Origin of the sequence: Thiomicrorhabdus sp., from assembly GCF_963662555.1 — a bacterium.
Taxonomy (GTDB): Bacteria; Pseudomonadota; Gammaproteobacteria; order Thiomicrospirales; family Thiomicrospiraceae; genus Thiomicrorhabdus.
On the sequence record NZ_OY759719.1, the window covers coordinates 336,534 to 351,426 of the forward strand.

Genomic DNA, 14,893 nt, shown 5'->3' on the forward strand with positions numbered 1-14,893 from the left:
ATTGTAGGGAACAAAAGTTGCTGAAGAGCCAGAAGCGAGTAATGTTCCGAGCGAATATCGAATTTTGGCAAATGTTTTAAAGTCTATTTAAAACAAGAAGTTATAGTGTTTTAATAAAGCCTTAATTGATTTCAATATTAGGACTGAGATTATTTTGAAGTTTAAAAATCAATCAAGCGCACTACAACGGTGCATATTGCAAACCGATGATCCTGATCAGCAAGCCGGTAACTTAACCAATTGGCAGCAAGAGTACGATCAGATGAGTGATGGTGCTTTTTATGGCACGGTTGACAAGCTCACTAGCCAAAACTTGCATGTTTTTAGAGAGTACAGCAACCAAGCCTTACACCAACAATGCCAAATTTGGCCTGACGCCATTTGGTTTGGAATACCGCTTGAAAACAATAAAAATGTGAGAATTAATGGCCAAGGTTTAATGAATAATGCCTTAGCAACTCGTGTAGGAGATCATGAGTTTGAACTAGTGACTCCTGAAGACTTTACGATTTATGGCGTGGTTTTAGAAAATACGTTTTTAAATCAAATTGCTGAATTGCAGGGTATTGAGTTAAGAGAGATGGATATATTTAAAAATCCCGCTTTGGAGCTCGATCCTAAAAATCTCGATGCTTTAAAACATCATCTTGGAGAAATCGTTGGGGAAAATTCAAACAAAATGGCCGCACATATAAAAGAGGACATTTTAATTTCTAGCCTAATTAATGCCCTGCCCGAAAATGGAAACTTTAGAAGACCAAAACCGAGTTACCAACATCGTAAACAGGTTGTTGAGAGAGTTAAAAGCTATATTCATGAACATCAGCAAGTACCCGTTACCATGACTGAACTATGCCAAATTGCCTATGTTAGCCGCCGAACCTTACAATATAGCTTTGAAACTATTTTGGGGTACAGCCCACTCAAATTTTTACGCATGACTCGGCTTAATCAAGTGAGACGTGCTTTAAAAAACGCTCCTAAAGAGAGTACTGTAGTTGAAATTGCAGAAACCTGGGGCTTTACTCATGCTGGCCAATTTAGTAGCGACTATAAAAAGCTGTTTGGTGAGTCTCCTTCCGAAACCTTGCGAAAATCACACTAAAGAAGTAAATCTCTAAGTTTTTTGATTACTTATTTTTTCTTCAATTCGAACCTAATAAATAGCAGGCCTGTCATTTCTTAAAACGCCATATCAAGAAAACAACACTCGTCTTTTAAATCGCTTAGTCGCTAGAAATATTTAAACCCAAGAAGCACACTAAAACTATAGAGGCTATCCAGTACCGTTGTGTTGTGTACTGAACTGTGATGGTATTTATTTAATAACCCTAAATGATACTAAAGGGAAACCAGAACGGGATTCATAAACTACATATACAAGTTGTTAATGTTAAAGGTAAAAGCTTATACTTGATTTACTAGTTGAATAAAAAGCGATTTGTTAATGAAGCAACTAAAGCCTTTAAAGTTTTGGATAATTTTTACAGCTTTACTTTTATTGAATGGTTGTAACAACTCCGAACCCATCAAAATTGCAATCTCACCCTGGATTGGCTATGAGATGCCTTACATCTCAGATAACCTCAAAGATTATCCCGAAATTCAATACATCAACACTATAAATTCATCTCAAACCATGCATCTTCTTAAAAACAAAGAGGTGGATGCTGGCTATCTAACCCTTGGTCAAGTGCTTCAACTGCGTGATCAAGGAGTTCCGCTAACGGTCTTATTAATTAGTAATATTTCAGCAGGTTCGGATATCGTAGTGGCTCAAGCCAATATTCAAACCGCTTCAGATATAAAGGGCAAAGTCATTGGTTACAAAAAAAATGCACTCGGTGAAATAATGCTATACCATTTTTTACATAAATATCAGCTCACACGTGCCGATGTAAAACTTTATGACATTAACGGAAAAGATGAGATTAAAGCCTTTAAAAACAAAGAAATCGATATCGTCATTAGCTTTTTTCCTCAAGCTAGCAAGCTTTTAAAATTGGGAGCCAATGAGCTTTTTGATAGTTCGGAAATCCCCGAAACCATATTAGATGTATTAGCCGTTAGAGAACCCGTTTTTAAGACAAGAGCCTCAGATATCTGCTCCGCAGTTCACATTCACCTTAGAGGCGTAGACTATCTTAAATCGAATTATGAAGATTCTAAATACCAATTAGCACAGCTGCTAAATGTAACAGCTCAAGAAGCTGAAAAAAGTTTAAACGGAATAAGCATTCCATCTACTGAGGCAAATTATCATTTTTTAGAAAAACAAAGCCATTTTTCAAAGATTTCTAACAATCTTTTTCACCTCTTACAAAAAAACAAACTGCTAAAAAACCATGATGACTTAACCAATTTGTACAGTAATCAATGCATTAAATAAGCGGGCACTCTAGAGGCTAACAATGAAATCATTTATTGCGTTACTCGCCCTAATTGTAGCGAGCTTTTTTACTCAAACGGCTATGGCTACGCATAAGCTTGTATTGGGTATTTACCAATATCAATCTAAAGAATCCGTTCAAAAACAATATCAAGGATTTGCTGATTACCTTTCTAACGCTCTACCTAACAACCAAGTTGAGCTTAAAGTTTTTACCTCTGCCGCTCTTATAGAAGCCGTGCGAAAAAAACAGGTAGATTTACTCCTTATCAACCCAAATTTATATCAAGTTTTACGAAACGAAGTTGTATTAGGTGGTATTACTGCAACGCAACAGACACTCTTTAAAAACCATCACTTGGATAGCTTAGGAGGTGTAATTTTTACTAAAAGTAACTCTCCCAACATCCACAATATTAAAGATTTAGTTGGTAAAAAAATAGCCGTGCCTACCTTGAATAATACTGGAGCCTATCGTATTCCAATTTATGAGCTTTATAAAAAAGGCATCAACTATAAAAAAATGCACTTTAAACAAGTAGGAGATAATGATTCGGTAATAAAAGCCGTTTTGGCTAATCAAGTCGATGCTGGATTTGTTCGCACAGGCATAATTGAAAAGTGGATTGCTAGAGGTAAACTCAAGCTAGACCAATTGCACATTCTCAATCAAAAAACGGATCGTGCTTTTCCACAATTGCTTTCCACTCCACTTTATCCAGAATGGCCATTTATCATCCTGCCGGGTTTAGATGATAATCTAAAAAGAGATATTGTCGTTGCTCTCTTCTCTTTAAGAGCAGACAACCCTGCTGCAAAACAAGCTGGAATCGCTGGTTTTGTTGCACCTCTGGACTATAAGCCTTTAGATAACCTTATAAGGGAATTAAAACTTCCACCTTATGATATTAAAGAAAAAATCACCCTTGGTGACCTGTGGGAACAATACAAGCTTTCAATCATAAGTATTGCTCTTACAATGTTGTTTTTTATTATTTTCTTATTCATGTTCCAAAACCGCTTAAAAACAATTAATCAACAACAAAAAAAATTAAACCGTCAAAATCGAATTGATGAAGTGCTGTTAACGCTCCCTAAATATGCAGAAGAACATTCTGAAACTGATTTAATGCAATATGCCTTAGAACGTATTGAAGAGTTAACTGACAGCGAAATCAGTTTTATTCACATTGTTGACCAAGCCAAACAAGAAATACAACTGGTAGCTTGGTCGCACAATACTTTAAAAGAATATTGCCATGTGACCGACTATGAATCGCATTACCCCATAAGAGAAGCGGGAGCATGGGCTGATGCTGCACGCCAAAAAAAGATCGTAATAATTAATGACTATGCATCTTATCAACATAAGAAAGGCTTACCAACAGGCCACTCACCATTAAAACGTATGATATCTTTACCGGTCATTGAAAAGGATCAAGTGGTTTTATTGGCAGGAATAGGCAATAAAAACTCTGACTATAACCAACTAGATACCGATACTTGCCTCTTGATTTGTAATGAGCTTTGGCACTTGGTTAAAGAACGACGTTCAGTCGATAAACTTGAATCTCAAAAAAACAAATATGAACGTTTATTAAATGACTTAGGTAATAACCATTTGGTTTTTTCTCACAATGGTGCTGAGGGCATACTGAATTATGTTTCAGAAGGGATTGTTGATATATTTGAAATTTCTGTTGATGAGGTTTTACATAAAGCGTGGTTTGAAAAAATCAATTGGTTACCAGATTCTATCGAAGAAGGGACAAAATTTATTGCAAGAATTATCTCTGGTGAAGATCTTAACAATCAATTTTTTCTTCGTTTTATTACTCCCAAAAGCCAACAAGAAAAAATCGTTTTAGTTCAACAGCATGGCGTTTATGAAAAAGATAAACTTATATCTATTGATGGTTTAGTAACCGACATCACTCAAGAAGTAGCCTCTGAAAAAAGTCTAAAACAAGCTGCGACTGTATTTGAGTCTGCCAATGAAGGAATTTTTATTTCCGACAAAAATAATAAAATAGTACAAGCCAATGAAAGAGTCTGCGAGATTACTGGCTATAAAATAGAAGAAATCTTGGGTGCTAACCCAAACATGTTCAGCTCAGGTCATCAAGACAAAGAGTTTTATCAAAAGCTTTGGAAAAGCCTACTAGATAACGGCTGCTGGGAAGGTGAAATCTGGAATCGCCGCAAAGATGGTGAAGTCTACCCACAAAGTTTAAAAATCAGTGTTGTGTATGATACTAATAATGAACCGGAATACTTTATTGCATTGTTTGCGGACATTACCCACGAAAAGGAATATCAGCTAGAGTTAGAAAAAATGGCGCATTATGATGCTCTGACCAATCTACCTAATCGCTTTTTACTTTCTGATCGTATTACCCAAGCTATTGCCTCCATACAACGTACAGAAGATATCATTGCTTTAATGTTTATTGATCTAGATGGTTTTAAACAAGTTAATGATCTTTATGGACACCAAGCGGGTGACCACCTACTTAAAACCATTGCTTCACGTTTTGTAAATACCGTGCGCGAAAGTGACACGGTATCACGTATTGGTGGGGACGAGTTTGTGGTTCTCATTACTGGTAATCAACACATTCATGAGCTTTATAATATTGCAAAACGTTTACTTACTGATGCCTCTAAGGAGGTTGAATATGAGGAACAATCTCTTAAAGTTTCATGCAGTATTGGTGTGGTCTATTACCATCATAAATATTCAGAAAAAATTGGTTCGGAGCAATTATTGCGACTAGCCGACCAAACTATGTACGAGGCTAAACAGCAAGGAAAAAACAGAATTGTTCAATATGAATGGTATAACTTAAATGAGAAAAAAGCCTTATTAGATGCCATTCAAAACCAAGAGTTTGAACTTTTCTTTCAACCAAAAGTAAATTGTAGAAGTAACCAAATCCTCTCTTTAGAGGGGTTGGTTCGCTGGAATCATCCTCAAAAAGGAATTCTGTCTCCTGATAAATTTCTTGGAAAAATTCAGCAGTTCGGTTTAATGGATACCATTAGTCAGTATATCCTTAAACAGGGTGTCCAGGCATTGATAAACTTCAATAAAAAAGGCTACCGATTTGGCGTGAGCTTGAATATTGAAGGTTCAATTTTACTCAACGAAGATTTTTGTAATCTACTTATTCAACTCTTTGAAGACAACCATAATATTGCTCCTCAGCAACTCACTCTAGAAATTTTAGAAAGCTCTGCTTTAGAGCAAGTTCAAAAAATTGCTCAACAAATTATACGGTTCCAAGCCAAAGGTTTTAAATTTGCCATTGATGACTTTGGAACGGGCCACGCCTCGCTCAATTACTTAAAGAATTTACCCGTAAATGAGGTCAAAATTGACCAAATGTTTATTCGTGAGATATTCACTGAAACCAACAGTTTAAGTATTATTGAAGCTATAAAATCGATGGCCGAAGCATTTAATTTAACCGTCGTCGCTGAAGGGGCAGAAACGCAAGAACATATCAAACTTTTACTGCAGTTAGGTGTAAATATCATTCAAGGTTATGCCATTGCCAAGCCAATGTCTAAAGAGCAGACTTATGCGTGGCTAGAAAAACCAAATTTGGACCCTAACTGGGAAAACATCTATGAAATAAACTCTCATAAAAAACGAATTTTAAAAGCACAGCTCGCTCATACTGCTTGGGTGGATAAAATTGAATCTGCGGTATTGCATAACTCGTCGCTAGAAAACATTCAAATTTTATCGCATTTAAGATGTGAATTTGGCTTATGGCTGCATTCTAAAGGTCTTGAAACCTTTAAATACCAAACCACTTTTGATCAGATTAATCGCACACATCAAGAAATACACAATATAGCAAGGAAGGCTGTACAGGCAAAAACTGTTTTTGATGATGAAGAGGCTATAAGACAACTCAATCTGCTAAGGGATAAAAGGTCTGCGTTTATACAACTATTAGACAGAAGCGATTTGAAAGAGTGAAACAAATATAAAAGCTAAACAAAACGTAAAAAAGAATTACCAGGCCTGGTAAAAAGTATTTCAGTAAAGCTGTCTTTCAACTTATCCAGAATAGCTTTAGATTTTTTCACGCAGTGCATCTACGCCATATTGGTTAAACGTAATTCTTAATTAAGCTTTACTCTTAATAGAACGCCCTGCTTTTTCTTCTAGAGGTTTGTCGGGCCAGCGATGTTTTGGGTAACGGCCCTTCATCTCTTTAGCAACTTCAAAATAGGAACTTTGCCAAAAATTGGCTAAATCACTGGTCACTTGAATGGGTCTTTGTGCGGGAGAAAGCATTTCGAATGCTAAGTTGGTTTTGCCCCAAGCCAGTTTTGGCGAGCTTAATTCACCAAACAGCTCTTGTAATACTACGGATACCTTTGGTAACTGCCCAGAATAATCTATCTTAATTTTTTTACCCGTTGGAGTCACATAATATTCAGGAGCTTGACTATCAATCTCAGCCATATATTCATATGGCAATCGTGATTTAATCAAACTGCTTATATCAACTTTAGTTAACTCTTTAACTGAAGTGATAGACTCAATATAGGGAAACAGCCACTGTTCAACTGAATTTACCAGGCCTGGTAAAGTAAAATCAGGCCAGTTTTGAGTCTGTTGTAGGTTTTGCAATATTAACCAATTAACTCGGTTTAACCAGGCCTGGAGATTTTTCGATAAGTTAAGTAGCTTTAAATCACTGTCTATAATGGCTTGCCGTAAGCAGGCTTGCAATTCATCCTTATCTGGTTCATTCAGTTCTGCTTCAGCTAATACAATCACCCCCAATTTAGTTTGTTGTTTGCCTACAATCTTTTGAGTTGTAGGCTCATAACGATAATACGCTTTAGTCTCAAAGCCTATTGTTTCTGCTAAAACCGCTTGTTCAATGTGAGCCGCTAAAAAAATCTTACCGTCTTTGCGTTGACCATCTAAATCTGCAATAGCTAGCCAATCACTGTTTTTTAAATGATTAAATTCACCTAAAGTTGCCCCTTTACCGTTGCTTAATAGATACCTGTTTTCATTTGACTGTTGAGTTCTACGTTTGGCAATTCTATCTGGATAAATCTTAGAAACTAATCCGCCTAATTGGCTTTGCAAAGCAGATAAGTCGTGCTCAGCAAGCACTTTACAGCCAAGTAAACTCGCCATTTTTTTGGCATTGATTAGAGCTTGTTCTGCAATAGCCGTTTTAATTTGATAACGTTTCACAGCCTGCTGACGATCTTTACGATAACTTTGTAATGCCAGCATTCTAGTAACTAAATCAGAATCATCAGAAGCGTGTAAAAAGTGACTGTCTTGCAAAACCGCTACCAAATCACACGCCATTGATTGAGTTGAAGAGTCTGCATTAGCAACGGACACTAATAAACTAGCAAACCTAGGTTCAATAGAAAACTGAATCGCTCGTTTACCTTTTGCTGTTAAGGCTTGGTTGGTATTGATTAAATCAAGGCGTTGCAATAAATTTAAGGCGGCATCTATATGGGCCTTGGGTGGTAAGGTTAACCAATCTAAATCGGTATAATTTTTCACCCCCCATTGCACCAAAGACAACTGTAATGATGCTAAATCGGTGGTGGTAATCTCTTCCGCACTAAATGGTTTTAAGGCTTGTTGTTGGCTTTGCGTCCATAGGCGATAACATTGCCCTGCTTGCACACGCCCTGCACGGCCTTGTCGTTGGTTAGCCGATGCCAAAGAGATTCGTTGAGTCAGTAAACGACTCATACCGCTAGAGACATCGTATAAAGAGACTCTTTCAAAACCGGAATCCACCACCGCCGATATGTTTTCAATGGTTAAACTGGTTTCAGCAATATTAGTAGCTAAAACGACTTTTTGGCGACCTTGTTTATCAGGTAATATCGCTTGCTGTTGTTGGTCATTTTTTAAGCCACCATATAACGGTAATACCACAATTTTTGCCGAATCTAATTGATTGGTAAGGGTTTCTAAACAACGTTTAATTTCACCCTGGCCTGGTAAAAATACCAAAACATCGCCATGGGTTTCGGCTAATGCTTGAGCAATAAAACTAATAAGCTCTGGCAACCAATCTCTAGCATGGTTAGATTTAACAGGCCTGGTAAGATAATGTGTAGAAACAGGAAAACATCGGCCTTCAGATTCAATAATGGGTGCATTATCTAAAAAGGCACTGACTTTTTGGGTATTGATGGTGGCAGACATCACCAGCACTTTAAGTGATTCGTTATAACCACTGCGAATATCTTTACACAGCGTCAATCCGAAATCGGCATGAATAGAACGTTCATGAAATTCATCAAAAATCACTAAACCCACGTCTTTCAATTCAGGATCATTTTGAATCTTACTGGTAAGAATCCCTTCGGTAATAATCTCTAAACGAGTATTTGAGCTAATTTTTCGCTCATTTCTTACCTGATAACCTACCGTATGACCCACTGGCTCATTTAGTTGTTTTGCTAGATATTGAGCGATTGACTTGGCCGCTAAACGCCGTGGCTCTAACATTAAAATCTTACCCTTATCGCTAGACATATTAGCCAATAAATAGAGCGGCACAGCCGTAGATTTTCCCGCACCAGGCTCAGCCTGAAGCACCAAAACCTGTTGTTCAGCTAGTTGTTGCAAGATTGAAGGTAAATAAGGAGTAATCGGTAAAAAAGGTAATGTCTTCACAGGTTAGCAATTTTAAATCAGTGGAATGACATTGTATTACATCTACTTGCTATATAAGTGCAAACACCATGCATTACTTCCATAGGCAGATGATAAAAAATCATTAATAAATAGATATAAATAACGTTTTAACAGGTTAATACGTTATTTATTGGTATAAAACCGTTTTTGTTGTTACATTGAATTCATTATTAAGAGTTAATAGGCATTTCCAATCAATGCAATTCTTAGAGCCTTACTCCATAAAAAAGTTTGTTAGAGCCTTTCTAATTGGCTCTTTACTGCTTTTTATTGTCGCCACGTTTCAGTTTATCTATGTTTTTGGTGTCGTTAAACCCGTTCTTTATATCATGCCGATTATTCTGGGAGGAATTACAGGCTTACTTGTTTCTTTTTGGATGCAGCGTTTTGAATTGACCCAAACTGCTTTGCACCAGAAAAAAGAGCGTTTAGAGCTGATTATAGAGAGCTCTAATATTGGCTTATGGGATTGGAACATGGTCACCAATGAGTTATATTTTGACAAAGGCTGGTGCAAGCTTTTAGGCTGCAAAGTCAATGATATAAAGCCAACCTTTAGCTCGTGGGAAAGCCGCGTTCATCCCGATGATTTAGAGCAATGTTATAAAGACGTTAAAAGCCATATCAATGGCGAAACCCCTTTTTACAGCAATGTACACCGCATGCGACACAAAGATGGCCACTGGGTTTATATCTTAGACAGGGGCCGCATAGTAGAAAGAGATAAATTTGGTCAACCAATCCGTCTTGCAGGCACTCATTCAGATATCACCCATATTAAAGAGATAGAAAAATCACTAGAAATTAGCAATCAAAAACTCAAAGAGCTCTCTTTAATCGATGGTTTAACAGGGTTAAAAAATCGCCGAGCATTAGATGAACATTTAAAACAACAATGGGGGTTTTTGACACGTAAACAAATTCCTTTTAGCACTTTAATGCTTGATATTGACTACTTTAAAGAATTTAACGACATTTATGGTCATTTAAAGGGTGATTACTGCTTAAAAGAAGTGGCTAAAAAGTTAATTGAAAATGTTAAAAGAACCAATGATATTGCATGTCGATACGGTGGTGAAGAGTTTGTTATTATCTATTCAGGCATAAGAGGTGATCAAGCCTTAGAGTTTGCCGACCTAATTAAACAAAAAGTTGAAGAGTTAAAAATACCGCATGAAGGCTCTAAATGTAGTGATTATGTTACGGTTTCTATTGGCGTAAATTACTGTGACCATTCGCATTGTAGTACCGCATGTGATGCTATTGACCAAGCAGACAAAGCACTCTATATGGCTAAAGAGCAAGGTAGAAATTGTACTGTTTTATTAGCAAACACCGTTCAAATAAATTCCTAAACATTTAATTTTAAAATTTCTATTTAGAAGCCTTTGCACAGGTGGATATGTAAGTCGCTTTCATCAAAAAAACAACACCTCATTTACTAAAAAAAATGCATTTTTAAAATATATCACACAACTTATTGATTTAAATCATACATTAAAGCGATAGTAATCGAATTAACTATCTTAACAAGCCTACCTTAAATATAATCAGACAAGTTTTGCCATTTATTTTTAAAGTTCCTTTTACCAGGCCTTTATACCCCTATGTAGGGTCTAGTAAAGCAATAAAAGAACTTTACCATTCTCGCTAGAGTTTAAAACCAAGGAAGATTTTAATGCTCTCTAAATTATCTCTAATCGCTCTATATAAAATCTAGGCCAGATGACTAGAATCACACCTTATTTATTTACCCTACTCTCGTTGCTTATTTTTGTGCAAGAGATCCAAGCATCTCAAAAATTAGTGCTTGGTGTGTATCAATACCAAAGCAAAGCCTCTGTTAAAGAGCAATATCAAGATTTTGCTAATTATCTTTCAAATGCTTTACCCAATTATGAAGTTGAGCTTAAAGTTTACAATCAAACAGAGCTCCTTAATGCCCTAAAGAATAAACAACTTCAAATGCTATTAGTTAACCCTAATTTATATGAAGTACTAAGGACTAAAATCGATCTGAATGGGGTCACCGCAACCCAACAAGTACTGTATGACGGTCAGGCTTTAGACCAATTGGGCGGGGTTATTTTTACTAAAAGCAGTAATCCAAAAATACATCAACTTTCTGATCTTATTCACCAACGTATCGCCATTCCTTCAAAAACCAATACCGGAGCCTATCGTGTTCCTTTATATGAGATTTATAAAGCTGGCATTGATTATAAAAAGCTTAACTTTTTAGAAGTGGGCAATAACGATTCCGTAATAGATGCGGTTTTATCAGGCAAAGCCGATGTAGGCTTTGTAAGAACAGGAATTATTGAAAAATGGATTGCCTCTAATAGACTTAAGCGAGATGACATTCGAGTTATTAATCAGCAACATCAAAAGAGCTTTCCTCAATTGCTCTCAACAAAACTGTTTCCCGAGTGGCCATTTATTATATTACCTGGATTAGATGAAAACCTAAATCGAGACATTGCAGTGGCTCTGTATGCATTAAGAGCAAACCACCCTGTCGCAAAACAAGCTGGAATAGCCGGCTTTGTTGCTCCTAGAGATTATTTACCTTTTCAAAATTTACTTAGAACATTAAAGCTACCTCCTTTTGATAAACAACCAGAAATCACCTTATTAGAGCTTTGGGATCAGTATAAAAGTGAAATAACGTTATTTGTATTGTTACTTTTATCGATAATTGCATTATTGTTTCTCTCTGAAAAACGTAAATATGTTATAGCCTTACAAGAAAAACGATTACAGAAAAAAACAAAGATAGATGAAGTTTTATTAGAACTGCCCAAATATGCAGAAACGCATACTGAAAATGAGTTATTGCAATATGCATTAGATAAAGTAGAGAAACTGTCATCCAGTTCGATTAGCTTCATTCATGCTTTAGATCCTAAAAATAAGAATATTCAATTCCTAGCTTGGTCGCATAACACCTTAAAAAATTACTGCCATATAGAGAATTATGAAGATCATTATCCTGTATCAAAAGCTGGTATTTGGGCAGAAGCAGTTCGCCAAAAACAACCTGTTTTAATTAATGATTACCACAGCTATGTAGGCGAAAAAAGTTTACCGAATGGTCATGTTGTTCTGCATAGAATGATTTCAGTCCCTGTGATAGAGCATGACCAGGTGGTTCTTATTGCTGGTTTGGGCAATAAAGATACCGACTATACCCAAGAAGATATTAATGTTTTCCAGCTGGTTCTTAATGAAATATGGCGTATTTTAAAAGCCAACCGTGCTAACCAAAGAACCTTACAACAAAAAGAAAAATTTCAACACCTTTTAGATGATTTAGGTGAAAACTATGTTGTGTTCTCTCACAATGGTGTAGAGGGGGTTTTAAGCTATGTGTCTGCTGGCTTTACTCAGGTATTTGAGCTACCTATTGAAACGGTATATAACCGTCCGTGGTTTTCACAAATTGATTGGCTTCCTGAGTCAGTAAATACTGCCAAAAAAAGTGTTAAATCACTTGTTTTGGGCGAAAAAACTTCCGAAACACTAATCTTGAGATTTACTTCACCGCAAAGCAAAAAGATCAAAACCATTCTTGTTCAACATCATGGCGTTTATCAAAATAATATCCTTGTCTCCATTGATGGGTTGGTCACAGATATTACCGAAAAAGTTGAAGCAGAAGTTAGACTTGAACAAGCGGCAACCGTTTTTGAGTCAGCCAATGAAGGTATCTTAATTTGTGATAAAAACAATCTCATTGTAAGAGCAAACAAACGAATAGAAGATATTACTGGCTATTCTGAAAAAGAACTTTTGGGCAAAAATCCCAAGATCTTTAGCTCAGGACATCAAGATCAAGCCTTTTATGAAAATTTATGGCACATGCTAATAAAGAAAGGCTTCTGGGAAGGTGAACTATGGAACCGCCGTAAAAATGGTGAGCTCTATCCAGAAAGATTAAAAATTAGCACGGTTTTAAATAATGATAATCAACCTGCCTATTTTATTGGCTTACTATCCGACATCACATTTGAAAAAGAACATCAAAATGAGTTAGAGAAAAGAGCTCACTTTGATGCCTTGACCAATCTGCCTAATCGTTTTTTACTCTCTGACCGAATATCACAGGCCATTCATGCAATCCAGCGTACTGATTTGATGATTTCTATTATGTTTATTGATCTTGATCGGTTTAAACTTGTTAATGACACTTACGGCCATCAAGCAGGGGATTTTTTGCTAAAAACTCTTGCTAACCGTTTATTAGACTGTATTCGCGAAAGTGATAGCGTAGCACGTATAGGTGGGGATGAATTTGTTGTGGTTGTCTCAGGAACTAAAGACCAACATGAATTCACTAAAATTGAACAGCGTATACTAAAAGAAACCTCAACCGAAGTCTTGTTTGAAGAGCACACATTGCAGGTATCAAGCAGCATAGGAGTAGTTTATTACGGCCATAACTATAATCAAAACCAAGGTTCTGAACAACTTTTACGTTTAGCCGACCAAGCTATGTATTTAGCAAAACAACATGGTAAAAACAAAATTCAGCATTACCAGTGGGATAATCTGCAAAATAAAAACCAACTCACACATGCTTTTGAGCACAACTTATTTGAACTTTACTACCAACCCAAAGTAAATTGTAAAACTGGACAAGTTCTCTCTTTAGAGGGACTCATACGCTTGAACCACCCTACAAAAGGCGTTTTATCGCCTATCGAATTTTTGACCGATATTGAACAATTTGGCTTTATGGATCAGCTGAGTGATTTTGTAATTCAAGAAGGGCTTCAATATTTAGAACGCCTTAATCAAAATCAACAAAACAAAATCGGTATTAGTTTAAATATTCAGGGAAATAGCCTGCTACATGATGAATTTATAGATAATTTAGTGACAAGCGTTAGCAAAAATAAATATATCTCTCCTGAGCAGATTACCCTAGAAATCTTAGAAAGTTCCTCTTTAGATGAGGTTGAAAGAATTGCCCAGCAAATAAGCCTTTTAAAGACTAAAGGCTTTAAGTTTTCTATTGATGATTTTGGAACAGGCCACGCCTCTTTAACCTACTTAAACAACCTACCTGTAAATGAAGTCAAAATAGATCAAGAATTTATTCGTGAGATTTTTTCTAATCCAAATAGTTTGAGCATCATTGAAGCGATAAAATCGATGGCTGAGGCGTTTAACTTATCGGTGATTGCTGAAGGTGCAGAAACAAATGAACATATTGAGCTACTGCTACAACTAGGCATTGAATTAGTGCAAGGTTATGCCATTGCTAAACCTATGAGCCAACATGAAATGAACAAATGGCTTAATAGCTGGCAGGCAAATCAATATTGGCAAACCTTAATAGAGATTAAACCTAAAAATAAACAAATCTTGAAAGCACGTTTAGCACACCTTGCATGGCTAAATAAATTGGAAACCGCGATAGGCGAAGGTGAGCTAGATTACTATCTTTTCCAAACATCACCTAATACCTGTGAATTTGGATTATGGCTACAGAGCAAGGGGAAAGAGATCTTAAATTCTACAGAATTCCAAACAGTTGACAGATTACATCAGGAGATTCATCAATTAGCTAAGCAAACCATAGATCTTAGCTTATTGGGTAATGAAAAAGGCTCTTCGCAACAGTTAATAAAACTCAAACAAAAAAGCACTCAATTAAACAACTTATTACATGATATACAAGCATAAGAAAAGCCTATAAGAATCCAGCCTATCAGGCATTTACACCCACAATTGCAGGCTTTTATTTTAAGCCAAAAAAAACGCCCTATATTAAAAATATATAGGGC

6 protein-coding genes are annotated in these 14,893 nt (G+C 36.3%); 5 read left to right on the forward strand and 1 reads right to left on the reverse strand.

The genetic code is table 11. The annotated features are described in order from the left end of the window. Positions 1–154 precede the first annotated feature (154 nt). From ACORJQ_RS01340 to ACORJQ_RS01350, 3 genes are all read left to right on the forward strand, one after another. Positions 155–1,105 carry a helix-turn-helix domain-containing protein gene (locus ACORJQ_RS01340; protein ID WP_321325320.1) on the forward strand — a complete coding sequence of 317 codons (951 nt, stop codon included), beginning with the start codon at positions 155–157 and terminating at the stop codon, positions 1,103–1,105. Positions 1,106–1,447: 342 nt separating this feature from the next. Continuing rightward, positions 1,448–2,389, forward strand: coding sequence for an ABC transporter substrate-binding protein (locus ACORJQ_RS01345; protein WP_321325322.1), 942 nt, complete (start codon positions 1,448–1,450; stop codon positions 2,387–2,389). Between the two features lie 22 nt (positions 2,390–2,411). Beyond that, a complete protein-coding gene (locus ACORJQ_RS01350; RefSeq protein WP_321325323.1) occupies positions 2,412–6,380 on the forward strand; it encodes an EAL domain-containing protein in 3,969 nt (1,322 codons plus the stop codon). A 150-nt stretch (positions 6,381–6,530) separates the two neighbouring features. Here ACORJQ_RS01350 and hrpB read toward each other — a convergent pair whose 3' ends face one another. Continuing rightward, complete coding sequence (gene hrpB / locus ACORJQ_RS01355) at positions 6,531–9,080, reverse strand: ATP-dependent helicase HrpB (protein WP_321325325.1); 2,550 nt, start codon at positions 9,078–9,080, stop codon at positions 6,531–6,533. 218 nt (positions 9,081–9,298) lie between these two features. Between hrpB and ACORJQ_RS01360 the strand changes: the two genes are divergently transcribed. Further along, complete coding sequence (locus ACORJQ_RS01360) at positions 9,299–10,456, forward strand: sensor domain-containing diguanylate cyclase (protein WP_321325328.1); 1,158 nt, start codon at positions 9,299–9,301, stop codon at positions 10,454–10,456. Positions 10,457–10,826: 370 nt separating this feature from the next. After that, entirely contained in the window at positions 10,827–14,792 is a 3,966-nt protein-coding gene (locus tag ACORJQ_RS01365; RefSeq protein WP_321325329.1) for an EAL domain-containing protein, read from the forward strand. The last annotated feature ends 101 nt before the right edge of the window (positions 14,793–14,893 follow it).